Raw genomic sequence first — 20,070 nt, 5'->3', positions numbered from 1 at the left:
ATAATGACTTTTATAAAATCCGCAACGAAGTGTGTAGCTAATTGAAAATTTTCAGTTAATAATTTCATCAAGGAAATTTGCCAGCAGACACTAAAAATGCAAAAAGATAGGGTTAGGCCTCATTCGAGCATCACTCTTTCAGTTTGAAAATTCGCACTGCATTTTTGTATGCTAATTTTTCCATGATCTCAGGTGAAAAATAGGGAAGCAAATTTGCTCTCAATTCGGAGATCAACTCAGAGTAGCCCCTATCTGCACCGCAGCAAGGATCAGTGCCAAGCATAACTTGATCAGGATAGCTCTCTATGAGCTTCTTCCAATCTTTAAATGGTCCAGACGAATTAAAGGCAATTGGTGACTTATTGAGCCCCAAAATTCTATTGATCGCTTCTCCTGTTGCTGACATTTCACAAGTGATATTTGTGCGCTTACTGAATAATAATGCAAGTGAATTTGCATCATTGGCACTAAGACAATGAGACAACACAGTTGTGACATTAGGAAAATCAGCAGATAAAGACAAGATGTCTTTTCCGAAGTCTTTATCAAATTCAGCATGGATTTGAACAAATCCACTGTATCTCTCTGCAATTGCATAAAACTTGCGCATTGCAGGGTTGTCCGTGCGAATAACACGACGTATTCTTGGATGTCCACTTGTATGGTTGTCAGTATGAAACTCACCAAAACCCTTGACTAGTCCAGATTCAAACAATTTATCTGCTCGACCATACAAGTCCTGAAAAACTGGATTCTCTGGATCTATCAAACCACGTGTGTTGTCTTTGAAAAATACTTTAAAGAAAGCGATCTGACCAATCGCAGGAATGAATCTATCTTTCAACTCTGCTTGCACGTCTTCTCGATAGTCACCAACAGCACCGCCCCACTTCACGCCATTGACATCCATTTGTTCTTTCCACCATGCGGCAGAACGTGGGTTCTGCTGATACGTGTGCATGTGAACGTCAGCAATTGGGATTTTTTTAGCGAATTCAACAGTCTCAGGGCTACTTTGTGCGAAAGAATTAAAAGTCAACAGAGTTAACGAAAAACACGACCCCAAAAAGACTGACTTGAACATTAGGAACCCTTAGTTAGAACGTTGTTGGTGAATCGCCCCGGGTTTCGTGGAGGCAGGTTGATTTAAGTTGAGACCTCGGTCTCGTTCCTCTCGGCCAGTTGTATCAGTGCGTCAATCGTGTGTTCACGGCTTGTGCTGGCGGTGGCGGCGTCTGAATCCTACGGTGGGACAACGTGGCGTAGCATCATTGAACACAGCCCTACAGTTGTGACAGGACTGTGTGAGCTGCGAGCGTCAACTTGGCACACACACGGAAAAAAGTCACTCTGTAGCGTTCTACGAAGTAACTCAAAGGATTGGAATGGTAGGGCGTCACGGACTTGAACCGTGGACCAAAGGATTCTGGTTTGTGTGACTTTCATCACTCCCTGGACTATGCCTTCATCGTATGCATCACTGCACTTAGACGGGCGCCGTCTAGTCTCTACACCTTCAAAGTGATTTCTCACTGAGCTTGGCTCGGCATTGGCCTATGCATTGCTGCACTTAGCTTTCACCGAATTTGACGCCATTCACACGAAGAGTTTCCTACCTCGGTGCACAATTTTCATGAGTCCTCTGCTCTAACCAACTGAGCTAACGCCCCAACCGAAGGAGTGATTGTAGTCGCCAGCGAAGGCCGCTTATTTCGACTGGCTCAGCGCGTTACTGACCAAGCGAGAAGTGATGTTGACGATCTGGATCATCCGGTCGTAGGGCATGCGGGTGGGGCCGATCACGCCCAAAGTGCCCACAATTTGGCCGTCGACCTCGTAGGGTGAACTGACCACCGACAGCTCCTGCATGGGCACGATCTGGCTTTCACCGCCTATATAAATGCGCACACCTTCGGCTTGGCTGGACACGTCCAGCAAGCGCATGAGTTGCGTTTTTTGTTCAAACAGGTCAAACGCCCGACGCAGGTGGCCCATATCACTGGAAAAATCACTGACCGACAGCAAATTGCGCTCGCCCGCGATCACCACTTCGTTCTGGTCTTCGGCCAACGCCTCGGTGCTGACCTGCACGGCCGCTTGCATGAGGGTGGCGATTTCGCTTTGCAAACTGACCAGCTCTTGCTGCACCCGGCTGCGCACCTGCTCGATGGCCATGCCTGCATAGTGGGTGTTGAGGAAATTCGAGGTCTCGATCAACTGGCTTTGGGAGTAGTCGGTCTCGGTGAACAGGATGCGGTTTTGCACGTCGCCTTCGGGCGAAACGATGATGACCAGCAAACGCCGCTCGGACAAACGCAAAAACTCGATGTGCCGGAACACTGAGGCCCTGCGCGGCGTCATGACTACGCCCACAAAATGCGACAGGTTGGACAACAGGTTGGCTGCGCTGGCAATCACCTTTTGCGGCTGATCGGGCGTGAGCGCAGGCGTTTCAAAACCATCCCGCTGCACCGTGAGCATGGTGTCCACAAAGAGCCGATAGCCCCGGCTGGTCGGGATGCGCCCGGCTGAGGTGTGCGGGCTGGCAATCAGGCCCAGCTCTTCCAGATCAGCCATCACGTTGCGGATGGTGGCGGGCGACAGGTCCAGGCCCGAGGCTTTGGAGAGCGTGCGCGAGCCCACGGGTTGGCCGTCCGCGATATAGCGTTCAACCAGCGCTTTGAGCAATAACTTGGCACGATCATCTAGCATTTGGCCATTTTAATGATGTAATTTGCGCATGAGATCCAAGTTCCGTCACGTTGCACTTTTTGGCAAATACCACACGACCACCCAAGGGGGTGCGCTGGAGAACTCTCGACGTGCTCTGGACGACGTCGCCCAGTTTTTGACCCGCCAAGGTTGCGATGTGGTGTTGGACCAGGAAACCGCCGCGCACACGGGCTTGAACCAGTACTCCATCTTGCCCATGACCGACATTGGCGCGCAGTGCGACTTGGGTCTGGTGATTGGCGGCGATGGCACCATGCTCGGCATTGGTCGCCAAATGGCGCGCTACGGCTTGCCGCTGATGGGCATCAACCAGGGCCGACTGGGCTTCATCACAGATATCCCTTTGCAAAGTTATCAGGATGTGCTGCAGCCCATGCTGCAGGGCAATTACCAAACAGAAGACCGCAGCTTGCTGCAAGCCCAAGTGATGCGCGACCAGCGCTGTGTGTTCAGCGCTTTGGCGATGAACGACGTGGTCGTCAACCGAGGGGGCACCTCGGGCATGGTGGAGCTGCGGGTCGAGGTCGACGGTCATTTTGTGTCGAACCAACGCGCCGACGGCCTGATCATTGCGACGCCTACGGGCTCAACGGCTTACTCTCTGTCGGTCGGCGGCCCACTGATGCACCCGGCCATTGGGGGCTGGGTCATGGCCCCTATCGCACCGCATACTTTGTCCAACCGCCCCATCGTTCTGCCTGAGTCATCCGAGATCAGCATCGAGATCGTGGCGGGGCGCTATGTCAGCGCCAATTTCGACATGCAATCGCTGGCCGATCTGATCCTGGGTGACCAGATCAAGGTGCAGCGCTCCGAGCACAAAGTGCGGTTTTTGCACCCCTCGGGCTGGAACTACTTCGACACCTTGCGCAAAAAAATGCACTGGAATGGAGGCGCATAAGCCGTGGCACTGACGCACATCACCCTGCGCGATTTTGTGATCGTGCACGAGCTGGAGCTCGATCTGAGCCAAGGCTTCAGCGTACTCACAGGAGAAACAGGCGCAGGCAAATCCATTTTGATCGATGCCCTGCAGCTGGCCTTGGGTGCCCGCGCCGAATCGAGCGTGGTGCGCGAAGGTGCCAACCGCTGCGAGGTCTGCGCCGAATTCGAGCCCACCCCGCCCATTCAGGCCTGGCTTGAAGAAGCAGGCTTTGACGCAGTGGCTCAATTGCTGCTGCGCCGCACCGTGGACACGGCTGGCAAAAGTCGCGCCTGGATCAATGGCAGCCCCGCCACGGCCACACAACTGCGCGAACTGGGCGAACGCTTGCTGGACATCCATGGCCAACACGCCTGGCAAAGCCTGACCCGCCCTGACGCCGTGCGCGGCCTGCTGGACGCCTACGCCGGCACCGACATCCGCCCGCTCAAAGCCGCCTGGCAAGTTTGGCGACAAGCACAGCAAACCCTCGCCGACGCGAGCCAAGCGCAAAGTACATTGGTCAACGAACGCGAGCGCCTGGCCTGGCAAATTGGCGAACTGGAAAAGCTCAACCCCCAAGTGGGTGAGTGGCAAGACCTGAGCTCCCAGCACAGCCGCCTGGCCAACGCGCAGGCCCTGATCGACGGGGCCAACCAAGGCACGCTGCTGCTCGAAGGCGGAGACAACGACAGCGAGGGCGGCGCGTTGCGCCAGCTGTCCCGCGCCATCCAGGCCCTGCAGTCGCTCGGGCAGTTTGAGCCCGAGTTCAATGCGCTGGCCGATGTGCTGACATCAGCCCAAGCCCAAGCCGAAGACGTGGCGCACAGCCTGCACAGTTATTTGCGCAAAACCGATCTGGACCCAGGGCATCTGGCACAGCTCGACGAACGCATGGGCCTGTGGCTGTCGCTGGCACGCCGCTACAAAAAAACGCCCGATGAATTGCCTGTGGCACTGCAATCGTGGCGTCAGGAATTGGCCCAACTCGATGCGGCCGCCGACTTGGACAGCCTGCGAAAAGCCGAACAAGCCGCACAAACCGCGTGCATGCAAGAAGCCAAAGCGATCTCTCGCCAACGCCAAAAAGCCGCCAAACCACTGGCACAAGCCGTGAGCAACGCCATGCAGCAACTGGGGATGCAAGGCGGTCGTTTTGAAGTTCAGCTGCAAACGCTCGATGTGCCTGCACAGCATGGCCTCGAAGAAGTCAGCTTTCTGGTCGCCGGACACGAAGGCAGCACACCGCGCCCGGTGGGCAAAGTGGCCTCCGGTGGTGAGCTCTCTCGCATCGCATTGGCCATTGCGGTCACCACCAGCGAACTGGGCGAAGCAGGCACCCTGATTTTTGACGAAGTCGACTCGGGCGTCGGCGGCGCAGTAGCCGAAACCGTGGGCCGCCTGATGAAGCAATTGGGTGTGCACCGCCAAGTGCTGGCGGTCACGCACCTGCCCCAAGTGGCGGCTTGTGCTGACCACCATTTGCTGGTCAGCAAAGCCGCTGCCAAAGGCCAGGTCAGCAGCCAGGTGCGCGCCGTCAACGGCGAAGAGCGCGTGAGCGAAATCGCGCGCATGCTGGGCGGTGAAAAGCTGTCGCCCACCACCTTGGCCCACGCCCGAGAAATGCTGGGCGATGCCCCTTTGAAACCTGCGGGCCGCAAAGCCACACAAAATTGAGCATGGACATCATTCTGATCACCGGCATGTCCGGCTCCGGCAAATCGGTCGCGCTGCACGCGCTCGAAGACGCTGGCTACTACTGCGTCGACAACTTGCCGCCTGAGTTGCTGATCTCCTTCGTCAAGCTTGAAGAACAACAAAAAGAACAGCGCTTGGCCATCGCCATCGACGTGCGCAGCGCCAACTCGCTGCACCTGATGCCCGAGCAAATGACCTTGCTGCGCGACATGGGCATGACGGTGAAATCGGTGTTTCTGGACGCCACCTCTGACACCTTGCAGCGCCGCTATTCCGAATCCCGTCGCAAGCACCCGTTGTCGGGCGGCAGCAAACCCCAGAGTGACAAAGCGCTTTTTGAAACCATCGAGTTCGAACGCGAATTGCTGGCCGATTTGCGCGAACGCGCCCACGTCATCGACACCAGCTTGCTGCGCTCGGCGCAATTGCAAACCTACATCAAAACCCTGGTCAGCGCCCCGGTGGCACAGCTGACCCTGGTGTTCGAATCATTCGGGTTCAAGCGCGGCATTCCCACCGACGCCGACTACGTTTTTGACATCCGGATGTTGCCCAATCCGCACTATGAAAGCGCCCTGAAACCTTTAACTGGGCGCGATGCCCCGGTGCAAGACTATTTGCGGCAATCCGAAGAGTTCGTGCAAATGCAATTGCAGATCGAAGGTTTTCTCAAGCAGTGGATTCCCGCCATCGAACGCGATCACCGCAGCTACGTCACCGTGGCCATCGGCTGTACCGGGGGGCAACACCGCTCGGTCTTTATGGTGGAGCAGCTGGCACACAGCTTTGGCACGCGCTGGCTCACCCTCAAACGGCACCGCGAGCTTGACGCGCTGGCTTGAACGGCCCCTTAGGCTGCACAAGCCCAGGCTCAACCTTCCAGCAAAGTCCTGATCGGTGCAGGCAAGCCCATGGCGGGCCACACCGCAGCATCCACCCACTGCCCCTCGCAAGCGGGTGCGTTTTTGGCGGTGCCCGTCATCCGCACGGGGTGCAAATAAAGATCACGGTGGGTCAGTACATGCTTCCACGGCTCGATGTAATGCGCACCGTGCCCCTGCGCCCAGGCTGCCAGCAATTCATCCTCTGAATCAAACACTGGCAAACTGAACAAACCCGCCCAAATGCCCTTGTCAGGCCGCTTTTGCAGCCACACCTGGCCTTGTGCATTCACGGCCCACAACAACCACAGCGTGGCACTGGTCCGTTTGAGTTTGCGGGTCTTGACGGGATAAGCCAGCGGTTCGCCCTGCCCTTGGGCCTGACACAAGCTGCTCACGGGGCACGTGTCGCACTGCACCTTGCGTGGCAAGCACACCGTGGCGCCCAAGTCCATCAAGGCCTGGGTGTAACGGGGCATGTCGGCTGGTTTTTCAGGCAGCAGGTCTTGCGCCAAGGCCCACAGGGCGCGTTCGTTTTTGGCCACCGCCAAATCATCGCCATAGCCCAGCACGCGGGTCAACACGCGCTTGACGTTGCCATCCAGAATCGCAGCGCGCTCTTGAAAGCAAAACGCAGCAATCGCGGCAGCGGTCGAACGCCCAATGCCCGGCAAGGTTTGCAGGTCTTCGGCTTGCCTTGGAAATGCGCCCCCAAATCGGCTCATGACCTCTTGGGCGCATTTGTGCAAATTGCGCGCACGGCTGTAGTAGCCCAAGCCGCTCCAGAGCGCCAGCACATCGTCTTGCTGCGCGGCGGCCAAAGCCGCCACATCAGGAAAGCGCACCAGAAATCTGGGAAAGTAATCGAGCACCGTGCTCACTTGCGTTTGCTGCAACATGATCTCGGACAGCCACACGCGATAAGGGTCCTGGGTGTTTTGCCACGGCAGACTTTGACGCCCGTGTTGGCGCTGCCAAGCCACCATTCGGTGGGCAAAACCTTCGGGCAAATCACGAGAGGGGCGTATCAGGGTTTCTGGCATACGGGGCAATAAAAAGTGGTGCGCTGGCCTTGCAGCATGGACTTGATCGGCGTGGCACACACACGGCAAGGCTCGCCAGCACGGCCATAGACAGCCGCCTCCAACTGAAAGTAACCGGTGCGGCCTTCGGCGCTCACAAAATCCTTGAGCGAGCTGCCGCCTTGCTGCACAGCGCGGGTCAATACCTGAACGATGGCGGCATGCAACTTGGCCACACGGGGCCGGGACAAACGCGATGCCTTGGTGGTCGGGCGGATGCCGGCCATGAACAACGCCTCGGACGCATAAATATTGCCCACGCCCACCACCACATCACCCGCCAGCAACACCTGCTTGATGGCCGATTGGCGCTTTTTGAGGGCCTCACCAAAGCGGTCAACGTCAAATTGACCATCCAACGGCTCGACACCCAGCCGCCCCAGCAACTTTTGGGCTTGGGGCGAATCTTCGGAAGGTGCCCAAACCACGGCACCAAAGCGGCGCGGATCGTGCAAACGCAAAACGCCACGATCGGTCACCAGATCCATGTGGTCATGGGGGCCGGATTCCGGCTGAGTGGGGGCGAAATTCAGGCTGCCCGACATGCCCAGGTGCACCAGCAGCAAGCCTTGGTCCAGATCGAGCAACAGGTATTTGCCCCGACGGCGCACACCCGCAATCTGCCGCCCCACCAGGCTTGGGGCTGGCACCCCCAAGGGCCAACGCAAGGGCTTGCCCATGCGCAGATCCAAAATTTTGGCCAAGGCTATGCGGTCTGCAAAACTGCGACGGGTCACTTCAACTTCTGGGAGTTCGGGCATGCAGGGGTCCTGCGTCAAAGTGGGCAATCCACCCCTGACGCACTGGTTGAAAAGGTGGCTGGATTATGATCGTCCACATGAAATTCTGGTTTCGACTTGCCGTCTTGTCCTCGTGCGTCATCGGTGCTTGGGCTCAGCCTGCAGCCCCTAAAGCCGAGGTGCCCCCCGAACAATCTGCACTGGATGCGGTTTTGTTCTACCAAATTCTGCTGGGTGAACTGAACACGCGCCAAGGCTCGCCAGGCAGCGGCTTTTCGATCATGCTCGACGCCGCCCGCAAAACGCGCGACCCGGCCTTGTTCCAGCGCGCCGTCGACATGGCGCTGCAAGCCCGCTCAGGCGAAGCCGCATTGCAAGCGGCGCAAACCTGGAAAAAAGAGATCCCTTCCGCCATTGAAGCCAGCCGTTATGTGCTGCAAATTTTGCTGGCACTCAACCGGGTCGAAGAAGCGGGCAAAGCCCTCGCGGTCTCCATCCATGAACTGCCTTTGGAGCAGCAATCGGGGGCCATCGCTTCTGTGCCCCGACTGTTTGGCGTGGTGCAAGACAAAGCCCTGGCGGCTGGCGTGGTCGAAAAAGCCCTGGCGCAAGCACTGTCCAAGCCGCAAACGTCGGCCTCCGCCTGGACCACCATAGGTCGCATGCGCCGCGATGCAGGTCAAATCACCCCGGCGGTAGAAGCATCCGTCAAAGGGTATGCAGCCGATCCCAAGGCACAAGGGCCACTGATTCTGGCCCTCAGTTTGATGGTCTCCGACAACAGCACCCTCAAACCCATGCTCGACGCGGCCATGAAAACCGATGTCGTGCCCGAATTGCGTTTGGGCTATGCCCGCACCCTGGTTTCACTGCAGCTCTACCCTGACGCCATCAGGCAGCTGGTGGTGCTCAACACCAAGCACCCAGAGTTTGTCGAAGGTTGGCTGATCCACGGCCTGGTGCTGCAAGAAAATAGCCAACTGCCTGAAGCCGAAAAACGGCTGGAACAGTACGTGCGTCTGGTGGCCCAGAGCAAGACACCCGAGCACCAAGCCGGGTTGGCCGAAGCTTTGTTGTCACTGGCACAAATCGCTCAAAAGAACGGACAACTGGAACGTGCCAACCAATGGCTGGCCAAAATGCCAGCAGGCGCCGACCCCATCAAGCTCGCCAGTCGGCAAGCCGATCTGCTGGCCCAACAAGGGCGCATGGACGAGGCACGCAATGTGCTGGCCCAAGTCAAGCCAGCCAATGCCGAGCAAGCCCAGCGCAAGATCCTGGCTCAGTCCTATTGGCTGCGCGAACACCGCGAAGCCCAAGCCGCCTACACGCTGGTGAAGGCCGCCATGGAACGCCAAGCCGACAACAACGAACTGCTGTCAGAGCTGGCACTCATTTGCGAAAAACTCAAACGCTTTGACGAAATGGAGCTTCTGCTGCGCCAACTCATGGCCAAAGCACCAGAAGATGCGCATGCCTTCAATGCGCTGGGCTATTCACTGGCAGACCGGAACATCCGGCTGGATGAGGCCCGTCAACTGATCGAAAAGGCGGTGCAACTGTCCCCGCAAGACGCCTACATCCAGGACAGCTTGGCCTGGGTGATTTTTCGCCAAGGCCAACATCAGGAAGCTTTGCGCATTTTGCAAGCGGCCTACAAAGCCAAACCCGATGCGGAGATAGCCGCCCATTTGGGCGAAGTGCTCTGGACTATCGGCCAAACCCGTGAAGCCGGCACCATCTGGCGCGAAGGTCTGCTGCTCAAAGCGGACAATGAAACGCTGGTCGAGACCCTCAAACGCTTCAACTTCAAGCCATGACGCCACACGGGGCACAGCGCCGGGCATGGCTGAGCGTTTGCGGCCTGGCTCTGCTGACTTTGGCAGGCTGTGCCACCCCCCGCCCCCAGCCGGCCGACACCTCGGCCTTTTGGTCTGGTCGCTTGGCGCTGCAACTGCAAAGCACGCCGCCCCAAAACTGGAGCGCCAGCTTTGAGCTGCAAGGCTCCGCCGAGCAAGGCCAAATGGTCTTGCTCAGCCCCATCGGCACCACCTTGGCACGCCTGAGCTGGACGCCCCAAGCGGCATGGCTGGAGCAAGGCCAGGACAAAACCGAAAGCCACAACCTGCAAAGCCTGAGCCAGCGCCTGACGGGCACTGAGCTGCCCATTGCGGCCCTGTTTGAATGGCTGGCAGGCAAAACAGCACAAGCCTCTGGCTGGCAAGCCGACTTGTCGGCACACGCCCAAGGCCGACTGACGGCCAAAAGAGACACGCCCGCGCCCGAAGCTGTGTTGCGCATCGTGCTCGACCGCTGACGCAACGCCTTTCAGCGCTGACGATAATCTCCCTCATGAAACAGCTGCACGACGTCCCCGCACCGGCCAAACTCAACCTGTTTTTGCACATCACAGGCCAGCGCCCTGACGGCTACCACTTGCTGCAATCGGTGTTCATGCTCATCGATTGGTGCGACACGCTTCACTTTGAAAAGCGCCCGAATGCGGCCATCAGCCGAGAAGACTTGACGGTGCAACTGCCCGCCGACGACCTGATCACCCGAGCCGCCAGACTGCTGCAACAACACACAGGCTGCACACAAGGCGTGCACATTGCCGTCGAAAAACAAATCCCAGCCCAAGCTGGCATGGGCGGCGGCTCATCGGATGCAGCCACCTGCCTGCTGGCGCTCAACCAGCTCTGGAACTTGAAGCTGAGCCTTGAAACACTCGAAAAACTGGGCCTGCAATTGGGTGCAGACGTGCCATTTTTCTTGCGCGGCCACAATGCCTGGGTGGAAGGCGTGGGCGAAAAAATCACCCCTTTGACACTGCCTTCGGCCCAGTTTTGGGTCATCAAACCCCCCAGCGGAATCGAAACTGCTCAAATTTTTACGCATCCGGGGCTTCAAAGGGCCACAAACCCTGCTACAATTTCGGTCTTCGCTGCAGAGCCATATGACTTCGGTCACAATGATCTGCAACCCATCGCTGAAGTGATATGCCCTGAGGTTTCACAAGCACTGCAAGTGCTTTCCAACGCAGGCATGAACGGCAGAATGACGGGTTCTGGCAGTGCAGTGTTCGCACATTGCACAACAGGCACAACGCTCAGTCCGGTCCCAGACCACTGGCAAGTGCGCAAATGCAGCAACATGGAAGTTCACCCATTAAATGGTTGGGCATCCAGCGAAAGTTGATCGGTAGATCGCTGTTTCAGCGGTCAACCCGTGTAGGGGAGTCGCCAAGTTGGTTAAGGCACCGGATTTTGATTCCGGCATTCGAAGGTTCGAGTCCTTCTTCCCCTGCCAAATACGTTCACTCGTACAGGCCCTTTTTTCTGATCGCTGGAATGCACATGCAGCCTGCTTCACTCCCCCCCGAATTCATGCTGTTCACCGGCAACGCCAATCCCGTTTTGGCTGCCGAAATCGCCCGTTGCCTGGGCACACAGCTCGGTGCCGTCGATGTGGGCCGCTTCTCTGACGGTGAAGTCACCGTCGAACTCAAGCAAAACGTGCGTGCACGCGAAGTCTTCGTGGTCCAGTCCACCTGCGCACCGACCAACGAAAACCTGATGGAACTGCTGATCATGGTCGACGCGTTCAAGCGCGCATCGGCTGGTCGCATCAGCGCCGTCATTCCTTATTTCGGTTACGCACGCCAAGACCGTCGCCCACGTTCAACCCGTGTGCCGATCTCGGCCAAAGTGGTGGCCAACATGCTGCAGGCCGTGGGCGTTGACCGCGTCCTGACCATGGACTTGCACGCTGACCAGATTCAAGGCTTCTTTGACATCCCGGTCGACAACATTTATGCATCGCCAGTTTTGCTGGGCGACCTGCGCCAGAAAAACTACGACGACCTGATCGTCGTGTCGCCCGATGTGGGCGGTGTGGTGCGCGCTCGTGCATTGGCCAAGCAGCTCGGTTGCGATCTGGCCATCATCGACAAGCGCCGCCCCAAGGCCAACGTGAGCGAAGTCATGCACGTGATCGGTGAAATCGAAGGCCGCAACTGCGTGATCATGGACGACATGATCGACACCGCAGGCACCTTGGTCAAAGCCGCCGAAGTGCTCAAAGAGCGCGGCGCCAAAAAAGTCTACGCCTATTGCACGCACCCGATTTTCTCGGGTCCGGCCATCGACCGCATCGCCAAGGGCGAAGCCCTCGACGAAGTCGTGGTCACCAACACCATCCCGCTGTCGGCCGAAGCCGCAGCGTGTTCCAAGATTCGCCAACTTTCCGTGGCTCCGCTGATCGCCGAAACGATCAACCGGATTGCCCATGGCGAGTCGGTGATGAGCCTGTTCTCCGATCAAGCCTGATCGGAAAAAGGCCAACAGCGGCCAGCCGTCCTTGTGGACTGGCTGGCTTTTTTGAGTCAGGGCCGCACTGGTCGCGGTGGGCCCTAGAAGGAGAAATGTATGAAATTTGTCGCTTTTGAGCGCGCTAAGCAGGGTACGGGTGCGAGCCGCCGTCTCCGCAATTCCGGTCGCACACCTGGCATCGTTTACGGTTCCACATCGGCCCCTCAACTGATCGAGTTGGACCACAACGCTTTGTGGCACGCCCTGAAAAAAGAAGCTTTCCACGCCTCGATCCTTGAGATGGAATTCAACGGTCAAACCAGCCAAGTGCTGTTGCGTGACTACCAAATGCACCCCTACAAGCAATTGGTGCAACACATCGACTTCCAGCGCGTCGATGCGAACACCACTTTGCACATGAAAGTGCCATTGCACTTCAGCGGCGAAGAAGAGTCCGAAGCCGTCAAGACCGACAAGTGCTTGGTCAACCACGTCGTGACTGAAATCGAAGTGGCTTGCTTGCCTGCCAACCTGCCCGAATTCATCGCGGTGGACCTGAAAGGCCTGACCAAGGGCAACTCTTTGCACCTGAACGACATCACTTTGCCCACTGGCTGCAAGCCCGTGACCCACGGCAAGAAAAACCCGGTCCTCGTGTCCGTGGTGGCTCCCGTGGAAGAAGTGGTTGCAGCGCCTGTGGCCGCTGCACCAGCAGACGCCAAAGGCAAGGGCAAAGGCAAGAAGTAATCTTCTTGCTCAGGCTGAAAAGCCTGGCTCCAAAAGGCCCGCCATGCGGGCCTTTTTCTTTGGCGCACCGCATTGCAGGCGGCATGGCCACGCACCCAAGGATAATCACGCACCATGATCAAACTCCTAGTCGGCCTGGGCAACCCGGGCAACGAATACGAAGACACCCGCCACAACGCCGGATTTTGGTGGATCGATGCGGTCGCCCGTGAACTCAAGGTCTCCCTGGTGCCCGAGCGCAGCTACCACGGCCTGATGGCCCGTACCACCGTCAACGGGCAAACCGTTTGGTTGCTGGAGCCGCAGACCTACATGAACCTGTCCGGCAAATCGGTTAGCGCTTTGGCGCGATTTTTCAAAATCCAGCCCAACGAAATCCTGGTGGCACACGACGAACTGGACATCGTGCCCGGAGAAGCCAAGCTCAAACTGGGCGGCAGCCATGCTGGGCACAACGGTCTGCGCGACATCCATGCACAACTGGGCACCGCCGACTATTGGCGGCTGCGCATCGGCGTGGGCCACCCGGGTGACAAAGCCGAAGTGGTCAGTTGGGTCTTGAAAAAGCCGATGCTGGAGCACCGAAAAGCCATCGAAGAAAGCATTCACCGTTCCGTGAAAGCTTTGCCGCTGTTACTGGCAGGTGAGATGGAAAAAGCCATGGCGCAAATTCACACCAGCAAACCGCCCAGACCCAAACCCCCAAGGCCGGCCCCAGCTGTGGCACAGACGCCGCCCACTGAAAGCAGCGAAAACCGCCCCTGAAGCGTTAAGCCGTCACTGCCCCTGCAAGCGCCGGTACTTGGCCCACAAGGATTCCTGGTTTTCGACGTGCTGCGGGTTGACGGGAATGCACGCCACAGGGCACACCTGCACGCATTGCGGCTCGTCAAAATGGCCTACGCACTCGGTGCACTTGGACGGGTCGATTTCATAAATCTCTTCGCCCAGATAAATCGCCTGGTTCGGGCACTCGGGCTCGCACACATCGCAGTTGATGCATTCATCGGTGATCATCAGTGCCATGGGGTGGGCTCCGCAAAATTCTGCATCGTGGTCATGCTTGGATTATCGGCCAGCCCGATCAGCCTGAAAAAACGCAGGGCTGTTCGTGCTGTCAGGGCTTTGCCACGCCAAAGGCCGTGCTGTTCGGCATGGGCCTAAAATGCCTTTGAGGAAATCACCATGAACGCTGACCTGCATTGCCACTCCGTTGTCTCCGACGGCACCCTCACCCCGGAAGCCCTGGCCGCACGCGCCAAAGCCAACGGCGTAGAACTCTGGGCCCTGACCGACCATGACGAAGTAGGTGGCCAAGACCGTGCTTTGGCGGCAGCCCGTGCGCAAAACCTGCCCTACCTCACGGGCACCGAAATTTCGATCACCTTTGCCAACCAGACCGTCCACATCGTGGGCTTGGGCTTTGATGCCCACAACACCTCGCTGGTGGAGGGCTTGCGCCGCACACGCGGCGGGCGCAGCGAACGCGCCCAGGAAATGTCGGATGGCCTGGCTAAAGTCGGCATCCTGAATGCCTACGAGGGCGCCTTGCAATATGTGGGCAACCCCGAGCTGATTTCACGCACCCACTTTGCGCGACACCTGGTGGAAACCGGTGTTTGCAGCGACACCTCCGAGGTGTTTCGCAAATACCTGACCGAAGGCAAGCCCGGTTATGTGCCGCACCGCTGGGCACGACTGCAAGAAGCCGTGCAGTGGATCACCGATGCTGGCGGTATCGCCGTCATTGCCCACCCGGCACGTTACGGCTTCAGCCCCAACGAAGAATATGCCCTGTTCAGCGAGTTCAAGGCCCATGGCGGCCGTGGCGTCGAAGTCATCACAGGCAGCCACTCCTCACCCGAAGCCGTGCGCTATGCGGAAACCGCCCTCGAATTCGACCTCGCGGCCTCGCGCGGCAGTGATTTCCACAGCCCCGACGAAAGCCGCATCGACCTGGGCACACTGCCCTTCTTGCCTGGCCAATTGACCCCGGTTTGGGAACTGCTGGCCGACCGCATTCAGTGAGCAAACCCGCCGCGAACACCCTGCACGGCATTGGCTTTGCCGTTTTGGCGACCGCCTGCTTTGCCACGCTGGACACCACCACCCGGCACATCAGTGCAGGCTTGTCTGTTTTGGTGGCGCTCTGGTTTCGCTATGCCATTCAGGCGCTCATCACCACCGCCGTGGTCTGGCCAGGCCGTGGTCGCCGGGTATTGCTGACACACCACCCGCGCTTTCAACTGGCGCGCGGTCTGCTGTTGTTTGCCTGCAGCATCCTGGCCTTTTACAGCCTCAAATACATGCCTGTGGGCGAATTCACGTCCATCGCGCTTTTGGCCCCCTTGGTCATCACCTTGCTGGCGGCCTGGATGCTGAAGGAAAAAATACGCCCCCTGCGCTGGATGTTGGTTGCCGGTGGCTTTGCAGGCACGCTGGTCATCATCCGCCCCGGCAGCCACCACTTTGACTGGACGGTGATTCTGCCCCTGATGCTGGTGGCCACCAATGCGGGCTTTCAGATCCTGACCAGCAAGATGGCCAAAACCGAAGACCCGATCACCATGCACTTCTACACGGGCTGGATCGGCACCGCCTTGTCTTCGCTGATCCTGCCTTTTGTCTGGGAAATGCCGCAAGACTGGACGGTTTGGCTGCAACTGTTGTTGATGGGTGTACTGGCCTCGATCGGGCATTTCTTGCTGATCCTGGCCTATGCCCGCACACCGGCCGCCACGCTCACGCCCTATATGTACACACAGATCGGCTTTGCCGTGCTGGGCGGCTGGCTCGTCTTCAAGCACCTGCCGGACCAATGGACCTTTGTGGGCATGGGCCTGGTGGCCTTGTGCGGCGCTTTGGGGGCCTGGCTCACAGTTCGCGAAAACCGCATCGCCATTCAACCGCCAGAATCCTGAATTCCGCATTCCCTCGATCGTCAAGACGCCATGGCCCAGTTTTTCACCGTTCACCCCGACAACCCGCAAGCGCGCCTGCTCAAGCAAGCCGTGCAACTGCTGAACCAAGGCAGCGTGCTGGCGGTGCCCACCGACTCCAGCTATGCCCTGGTCTGCCACCTGGACGACAAAAACGCAGCCGACCAACTGCGCCGCATTCGTGGCGTGGACGACAAGCACCACCTGACAGTGCTGTGCCGCGATCTGAGTGAACTGGCCAACTACGCCAGAGTCGACAACCAGCAGTTCCGCGCCATCAAGCAGGCCACGCCCGGCCCCTTCACTTTCATTCTGGAAGCCACCAAAGAAGTGCCCCGCCGGGTCAGCCACCCCCAGCGCAAAACCATCGGCCTGCGTGTGCCCAATCACAAAGTGCTGCAAGAACTGCTGAGCTTGCACGGCGCGCCACTGCTGGCGGCCACACTCATCATGCCGGGCGAAGAACAGCCGCTGAACGACCCCGAAGACATCCGCGAACGCCTGGAACACCAGGTCGGCGCGGTGATTGACGCTGGCGCCTGCTCGTTGGAACCCACCACCGTGATCGACATGAGCGGCGACGAGCCCGAAGTGCTGCGGCGCGGCCAGGGCGACCCGGCCCTTTTGGGGCTCTGAACTCGCTTTTGTCGTGTGGGAGGCAGCAAACGGTGTCTCTGTAGGAGCGAGCCCCAGCTCGCGAATTCGTGCATTGGCAAAGCAAGCATTCGGCCGCAGGGGCAGCCTCCCACAAAGACGGCCGCGCACCAAGTCAAAGTGAGGCCAGGTCTGAGACAATCAACAGCTTATGACCGACCTCATCCAAACCGTCCTGATCTATGCCCTGCCGGTGATCTTTGCGATCACGCTGCACGAGGCGGCACACGGTTATGCCGCGCAACGCCTGGGCGACAACACAGCAGCCATGCTGGGGCGCGTCACCCTGAACCCCCTTCCGCACATCGACCCAATGGGCACCATCTTGTTGCCGCTGCTGCTTTATTTCAGCACCGGGGGGGCTTTCTTGTTTGGTTATGCCAAACCCGTGCCCGTGCGCTTTGACCAATTGCGACACCCCAAACGCGACATGGTCTGGGTGGCGTTGGCAGGCCCGGCCTCCAATTTGGTGCAAGCACTGCTGTGGGGCGTCTTGCTTTATGTGCTGGCAGCTGGCGGCATCACCGAGCGGTTCTTTCTTGAAATGTGCAAAGCCGGCATGCTGACCAACGTGGTCATGTTCGCTTTCAACCTGTTTCCGCTGCCCCCGCTCGACGGTGGGCGCATTCTGGTCGGCTTGCTGCCCTGGCGTCAGGCCGTGATGGTTTCGCGCATTGAGCCCTTCGGTTTTTACATCGTCATGGCACTGGTCATCACAGGCGTCATCAGCAGCCTGTGGATGCAGCCGCTCATGGGCGTGACCTTTGATCTGCTCAAGCTGGCGCTCAGCCCCTTGTCTTTTTTACTTCGTTGATTTTTGCTTCGTTGATTTTGCTCACATGACCTCCAAGCCCCGCACCCGCGTCCTCACCGGCATCACCACCACCGGCACGCCCCACCTGGGCAACTATGTGGGGGCCATTCGCCCCACGGTGCAAGCCAGCCGTGACCTCAACACCGACGGTTTTTACTTTCTGGCCGACTACCACGCGCTCATCAAATGCGATGAACCTGCCCGCATCCAGCGCTCGACGCTTGAGATCGCCGCCAGCTGGATCGCCTCGGGCCTCGACCCTGAAAAGGTCACGTTTTACCGCCAATCCGACATCCCCGAGATCCCCGAACTCACCTGGCTGTTGACCTGCGTGACCGGCAAAGGCCTGCTCAACCGCGCCCATGCCTACAAAGCCGCTGTCGACAAAAACAACGCCGCAGGCCACGACCCCGACAGCGACGTGACGGCAGGCCTGTTCATGTACCCGGTGCTCATGGGTGCCGACATCTTGATGTTCAAAGCGCACAAAGTGCCCGTGGGCCGTGACCAAATCCAGCACATCGAGATGGCGCGCGACATGGCGTCCAGCTTCAACCATTTGTATGGTGAACACTTTGTGCTGCCCGAAGCCGTGATCGAAGAATCCGTGGCCCTGCTGCCCGGCCTCGACGGCCGCAAGATGAGCAAGAGCTACGACAACACCATCCCGCTGTTTGCCCCTGCGGCGCAAATGCGCAAGCAAATCGCGGGCATCGTCACCGACTCCAAAGCGCCCGGCGAGCCCAAAAGCACCGAAGGCTCGGCCCTGTTCCAGATTTACCAGGCCTTTGCCAGCGCCGAAGAAACCGCGGCCATGGCCCAAGCCTATGCCGACGGCATTGGCTGGGGCGATGCCAAACAAATGCTGTTTGAGCGCATCGACCGTGAAATCGCGCCCATGCGCGAGCAATACCAAGCCCTCATCGACAACCCCGCACAGATGGACAAAATCTTGCTGGCCGGTGCCGACAAAGCCCGCCAACTGGCCACCCCGTTCATGCGCGAAGTGCGCCACGCCGTGGGGCTTCGCGCCTTGTCATCGGGTGCTAAGGCGCCAGTGGCCAAAGAAGCCAAAGCCGCAACCCCCAGCTTCAAGCAATACCGCGAAAAAGACGGGCAGTTCTACTTCAAGCTGGTCGATGCACAGGGCCAGCTGATCTTGCAAAGCCTGGGCTTTGCATCGCCCAAAGAAGCCGCCCAAACCATGGCCCGTCTGCAAACCGAAGGCATTGCCTGCCTGAGCGAATTGCGTGCGCAACTGGAACCTCTGACACCGGATACCGAGCCACTTCTCACACAAGCGTTGGAATATTTGATAAATTTGAAAAAATCATTTAAATAATTTTTTCTCAAGTTTGGCAATTTATATTGCTAAAAATTCCAATCCGGTGTATCCTTAAACTTTAAGCCTACTGCAGAGAACTAAAACATGACTGTATATGTCATCGACGACCACCCTTTGATGCGCGATGCGCTGACGATGCTCGTGCACCGCGTCAAGCCCGGTCTCAAAATCATTCCGATCCACAAACTGAATGTGGTCGAGTCCACTGTTGAAAAAAATGGTGCACCCGAGCTCTTCTGCCTCGACTTGCAGCTGCCCGACACGCTCGGCATGTCGGGCGTACAGGTTCTGAAAGCCAAGTTTCCGGATGTGCCACTGGCCGTGGTCACCAGCGCCAGCGCCAGCGAATTTGAAGCACGTTGCCTTGAAGCGGGTGCCAACGCCTTCATCGAAAAGTCCAACAGCCCGACGCAAATCATCGCGGCTTTGCGTTCTTTGCTGGTCTCTGAAGAAGAGGAAGCCGCAGCAGAAGAAGCTGCCACGCCGGCTGGCCCCACCAAACTGTCCAAACGTCAAAAGCAATTGATTCTGATGCTGGACCAGGGCTTGTCCAACCGCGAAATTGCCGAAAAACTCGACATCAGCGAGCACACCGTCAAGGTGCACTTCTGGCGTCTGTTCCGCCGTCTGGGCGTCAATAGCCGCACCCAAGCGCTGCACTTTGCACGCACCAACGGCTGGTTGGGCATTTAAAAAACAACAGGCACTTCAAGTGCCTGTTGCGTTCATGAAAACCGGCACAGATGTGCCGGTTTTGCTTTGTGTGGCCTGCTGGCGTGCTGGGATCAGCCAGCCACGGCTGCGCTGCTCAATCCTTCTTCTTGTTCACAATGTCGGGCGTCACCGCGTCCAGCACATTCACCGTGGTCTTGACACCATAAACCACCGCTGAGCCTGCAGCATCGGCAATGGCCAAAAGCGTGCAGCCCGACAAGCATGTGGACACCACCATGGCAGACAGAACTAAGAACAAGGATTTCATGACCACAGTCTGAAGTTTTGAGGAAAGCGTCACAGAACTTGGACGCCGCGAAAGTCATAAAAAAACCCCACATTGGCAAACCAATGTGGGGTTTTCAACTGGCGGAGGAGGAGGGATTCGAACCCTCGGTAGTGTTGCCACTACGCCTGATTTCGAGTCAGGTACATTCGACCACTCTGCCACCCCTCCTGAGTATTTGTCGAAGCTGTGATTCTAGCAGAGC

At 58.1% G+C, this 20,070-nt stretch carries 21 protein-coding genes and 2 tRNA genes; 16 read left to right on the top strand and 7 right to left on the bottom strand.

Annotation, left to right across the window (positions count from 1 at the left end):
- Window positions 1-130: 130 nt before the first annotated feature.
- Together B9Z33_RS06605 and hrcA are read right to left on the bottom strand one after the other, a co-directional pair.
- Window positions 131-1,084 (bottom strand): amidohydrolase family protein, encoded by a 954-nt coding sequence (locus tag B9Z33_RS06605; RefSeq protein WP_108286263.1) that lies wholly within the window; start codon window positions 1,082-1,084, stop codon window positions 131-133.
- Window positions 1,085-1,707: 623 nt separating this feature from the next.
- The gene (gene hrcA, locus B9Z33_RS06600; protein WP_108286262.1) at window positions 1,708-2,712 is read right to left on the bottom strand and encodes a heat-inducible transcriptional repressor HrcA; all 1,005 of its coding nucleotides are present in this window, start codon (window positions 2,710-2,712) and stop codon (window positions 1,708-1,710) included.
- 28 nt (window positions 2,713-2,740) lie between these two features.
- Between hrcA and B9Z33_RS06595 the strand changes: the two genes are divergently transcribed.
- From B9Z33_RS06595 to rapZ, 3 genes are read left to right on the top strand one after another with little or no spacing between them, the layout of a single operon-like run.
- Entirely contained in the window at window positions 2,741-3,634 is an 894-nt protein-coding gene (locus B9Z33_RS06595; RefSeq protein WP_108286261.1) for an NAD kinase, read from the top strand.
- Window positions 3,635-3,637: 3 nt separating this feature from the next.
- A complete protein-coding gene (recN, locus tag B9Z33_RS06590) occupies window positions 3,638-5,332 on the top strand; it encodes a DNA repair protein RecN (protein ID WP_108286260.1) in 1,695 nt (564 codons plus the stop codon).
- Complete coding sequence (rapZ, locus tag B9Z33_RS06585; protein ID WP_199220305.1) at window positions 5,329-6,195, top strand: RNase adapter RapZ; 867 nt, start codon at window positions 5,329-5,331, stop codon at window positions 6,193-6,195. Before recN ends, rapZ begins: the two co-directional genes overlap by 4 nt.
- A gap of 29 nt (window positions 6,196-6,224) precedes the next feature.
- Here rapZ and mutY read toward each other — a convergent pair whose 3' ends face one another.
- Window positions 6,225-7,277, bottom strand: coding sequence for an A/G-specific adenine glycosylase (gene mutY, locus B9Z33_RS06580; protein WP_108286258.1), 1,053 nt, complete (start codon window positions 7,275-7,277; stop codon window positions 6,225-6,227).
- Window positions 7,262-8,077 carry a bifunctional DNA-formamidopyrimidine glycosylase/DNA-(apurinic or apyrimidinic site) lyase gene (gene mutM / locus B9Z33_RS06575; RefSeq protein ID WP_108286257.1) on the bottom strand — a complete coding sequence of 272 codons (816 nt, stop codon included), beginning with the start codon at window positions 8,075-8,077 and terminating at the stop codon, window positions 7,262-7,264. The genes mutY and mutM overlap by 16 nt, the downstream gene beginning before the upstream one ends.
- A 77-nt stretch (window positions 8,078-8,154) precedes the next feature.
- Here mutM and B9Z33_RS06570 point away from each other — a divergent pair, with 77 nt between their 5' ends.
- The 7 genes from B9Z33_RS06570 to pth all read left to right on the top strand — a co-directional run bounded on the left by B9Z33_RS06570 (window position 8,155) and on the right by pth (window position 13,878).
- Window positions 8,155-9,876 carry a tetratricopeptide repeat protein gene (locus tag B9Z33_RS06570; RefSeq protein WP_233252755.1) on the top strand — a complete coding sequence of 574 codons (1,722 nt, stop codon included), beginning with the start codon at window positions 8,155-8,157 and terminating at the stop codon, window positions 9,874-9,876.
- A complete protein-coding gene (locus tag B9Z33_RS06565; protein ID WP_108286255.1) occupies window positions 9,873-10,373 on the top strand; it encodes an outer membrane lipoprotein LolB in 501 nt (166 codons plus the stop codon). Before B9Z33_RS06570 ends, B9Z33_RS06565 begins: the two co-directional genes overlap by 4 nt.
- A 35-nt stretch (window positions 10,374-10,408) precedes the next feature.
- Window positions 10,409-11,254, top strand: a complete 846-nt coding sequence (gene ispE / locus B9Z33_RS06560; RefSeq protein ID WP_108286254.1) for a 4-(cytidine 5'-diphospho)-2-C-methyl-D-erythritol kinase — start codon at window positions 10,409-10,411, stop codon at window positions 11,252-11,254.
- 34 nt (window positions 11,255-11,288) lie between these two features.
- Window positions 11,289-11,365 (top strand) — tRNA-Gln (locus tag B9Z33_RS06555).
- 41 nt (window positions 11,366-11,406) lie between these two features.
- Complete coding sequence (locus B9Z33_RS06550; protein ID WP_304598392.1) at window positions 11,407-12,384, top strand: ribose-phosphate pyrophosphokinase; 978 nt, start codon at window positions 11,407-11,409, stop codon at window positions 12,382-12,384.
- A 99-nt stretch (window positions 12,385-12,483) separates the two neighbouring features.
- Window positions 12,484-13,113 carry a 50S ribosomal protein L25/general stress protein Ctc gene (locus B9Z33_RS06545; protein ID WP_108286253.1) on the top strand — a complete coding sequence of 210 codons (630 nt, stop codon included), beginning with the start codon at window positions 12,484-12,486 and terminating at the stop codon, window positions 13,111-13,113.
- A gap of 114 nt (window positions 13,114-13,227) precedes the next feature.
- On the top strand, window positions 13,228-13,878 hold the full coding sequence (gene pth / locus B9Z33_RS06540) for an aminoacyl-tRNA hydrolase (RefSeq protein ID WP_108286252.1): 651 nt from the start codon (window positions 13,228-13,230) through the stop codon (window positions 13,876-13,878).
- Window positions 13,879-13,890: 12 nt separating this feature from the next.
- Here the strand turns inward: pth and B9Z33_RS06535 are convergent, their stop codons facing one another.
- Window positions 13,891-14,139: a YfhL family 4Fe-4S dicluster ferredoxin gene (locus B9Z33_RS06535; protein ID WP_019430476.1), complete on the bottom strand. Its 249-nt coding sequence runs from the start codon at window positions 14,137-14,139 to the stop codon at window positions 13,891-13,893.
- Window positions 14,140-14,298: 159 nt separating this feature from the next.
- On the opposite strand from B9Z33_RS06535, the gene B9Z33_RS06530 reads away from it, so the two are divergent.
- From B9Z33_RS06530 to B9Z33_RS06505, 6 genes are all read left to right on the top strand, one after another.
- Window positions 14,299-15,141: a 3',5'-nucleoside bisphosphate phosphatase gene (locus B9Z33_RS06530; protein WP_108286251.1), complete on the top strand. Its 843-nt coding sequence runs from the start codon at window positions 14,299-14,301 to the stop codon at window positions 15,139-15,141.
- The gene (locus tag B9Z33_RS06525) at window positions 15,138-16,034 is read left to right on the top strand and encodes a DMT family transporter (protein ID WP_108286250.1); all 897 of its coding nucleotides are present in this window, start codon (window positions 15,138-15,140) and stop codon (window positions 16,032-16,034) included. Before B9Z33_RS06530 ends, B9Z33_RS06525 begins: the two co-directional genes overlap by 4 nt.
- Window positions 16,035-16,064: 30 nt before the next feature.
- Window positions 16,065-16,688 carry an L-threonylcarbamoyladenylate synthase gene (locus tag B9Z33_RS06520; protein ID WP_108286249.1) on the top strand — a complete coding sequence of 208 codons (624 nt, stop codon included), beginning with the start codon at window positions 16,065-16,067 and terminating at the stop codon, window positions 16,686-16,688.
- Between the two features lie 169 nt (window positions 16,689-16,857).
- Entirely contained in the window at window positions 16,858-17,520 is a 663-nt protein-coding gene (locus B9Z33_RS06515) for a site-2 protease family protein (RefSeq protein WP_108286248.1), read from the top strand.
- Window positions 17,521-17,545: 25 nt separating this feature from the next.
- The gene (locus B9Z33_RS06510) at window positions 17,546-18,862 is read left to right on the top strand and encodes a tryptophan--tRNA ligase (RefSeq protein ID WP_108286247.1); all 1,317 of its coding nucleotides are present in this window, start codon (window positions 17,546-17,548) and stop codon (window positions 18,860-18,862) included.
- Window positions 18,863-18,949: 87 nt separating this feature from the next.
- Window positions 18,950-19,558, top strand: a complete 609-nt coding sequence (locus B9Z33_RS06505) for a LuxR C-terminal-related transcriptional regulator (protein ID WP_108286246.1) — start codon at window positions 18,950-18,952, stop codon at window positions 19,556-19,558.
- Between the two features lie 115 nt (window positions 19,559-19,673).
- On the opposite strand, the gene B9Z33_RS15520 is transcribed toward B9Z33_RS06505, so the two are convergent.
- On the bottom strand, window positions 19,674-19,847 hold the full coding sequence (locus B9Z33_RS15520; protein WP_158270188.1) for a hypothetical protein: 174 nt from the start codon (window positions 19,845-19,847) through the stop codon (window positions 19,674-19,676).
- A gap of 99 nt (window positions 19,848-19,946) precedes the next feature.
- Window positions 19,947-20,036, bottom strand: a tRNA-Ser gene (locus B9Z33_RS06500).
- Between the last annotated feature and the right edge of the window lie 34 nt (window positions 20,037-20,070).

The organism is Limnohabitans sp. T6-20 (genome assembly GCF_003063505.1).
Lineage (GTDB): Bacteria > Pseudomonadota > Gammaproteobacteria > Burkholderiales > Burkholderiaceae_C > Limnohabitans_A.
Note: the sequence above shows the minus strand (reverse complement) of the source record. Positions and strands in the feature narration are given on the sequence as shown.

Excerpts from the sequence above, each read along its gene's own strand:
- B9Z33_RS06565 (WP_108286255.1), top strand. The coding sequence starts at position 9,873 with ATGACGCCACACGGGGCACAGCGCCGGGCATGGCTGAGCGTTTGCGGC.
- B9Z33_RS06520 (WP_108286249.1), top strand. The coding sequence starts at position 16,065 with ATGGCCCAGTTTTTCACCGTTCACCCCGACAACCCGCAAGCGCGCCTG.
- mutY (WP_108286258.1), bottom strand. The coding sequence starts at position 7,277 with ATGCCAGAAACCCTGATACGCCCCTCTCGTGATTTGCCCGAAGGTTTT.
- B9Z33_RS06605 (WP_108286263.1), bottom strand. The coding sequence starts at position 1,084 with ATGTTCAAGTCAGTCTTTTTGGGGTCGTGTTTTTCGTTAACTCTGTTG.
- B9Z33_RS06515 (WP_108286248.1), top strand. The coding sequence starts at position 16,858 with ATGACCGACCTCATCCAAACCGTCCTGATCTATGCCCTGCCGGTGATC.
- B9Z33_RS06570 (WP_233252755.1), top strand. The coding sequence starts at position 8,155 with ATGAAATTCTGGTTTCGACTTGCCGTCTTGTCCTCGTGCGTCATCGGT.
- B9Z33_RS06550 (WP_304598392.1), top strand. The coding sequence starts at position 11,407 with ATGCACATGCAGCCTGCTTCACTCCCCCCCGAATTCATGCTGTTCACC.
- mutM (WP_108286257.1), bottom strand. The coding sequence starts at position 8,077 with ATGCCCGAACTCCCAGAAGTTGAAGTGACCCGTCGCAGTTTTGCAGAC.
- B9Z33_RS06595 (WP_108286261.1), top strand. The coding sequence starts at position 2,741 with ATGAGATCCAAGTTCCGTCACGTTGCACTTTTTGGCAAATACCACACG.
- ispE (WP_108286254.1), top strand. The coding sequence starts at position 10,409 with ATGAAACAGCTGCACGACGTCCCCGCACCGGCCAAACTCAACCTGTTT.
- B9Z33_RS06535 (WP_019430476.1), bottom strand. The coding sequence starts at position 14,139 with ATGGCACTGATGATCACCGATGAATGCATCAACTGCGATGTGTGCGAG.
- pth (WP_108286252.1), top strand. The coding sequence starts at position 13,228 with ATGATCAAACTCCTAGTCGGCCTGGGCAACCCGGGCAACGAATACGAA.
- B9Z33_RS06510 (WP_108286247.1), top strand. The coding sequence starts at position 17,546 with ATGACCTCCAAGCCCCGCACCCGCGTCCTCACCGGCATCACCACCACC.
- B9Z33_RS06545 (WP_108286253.1), top strand. The coding sequence starts at position 12,484 with ATGAAATTTGTCGCTTTTGAGCGCGCTAAGCAGGGTACGGGTGCGAGC.
- hrcA (WP_108286262.1), bottom strand. The coding sequence starts at position 2,712 with ATGCTAGATGATCGTGCCAAGTTATTGCTCAAAGCGCTGGTTGAACGC.
- B9Z33_RS06530 (WP_108286251.1), top strand. The coding sequence starts at position 14,299 with ATGAACGCTGACCTGCATTGCCACTCCGTTGTCTCCGACGGCACCCTC.
- B9Z33_RS06505 (WP_108286246.1), top strand. The coding sequence starts at position 18,950 with ATGACTGTATATGTCATCGACGACCACCCTTTGATGCGCGATGCGCTG.
- B9Z33_RS15520 (WP_158270188.1), bottom strand. The coding sequence starts at position 19,847 with ATGAAATCCTTGTTCTTAGTTCTGTCTGCCATGGTGGTGTCCACATGC.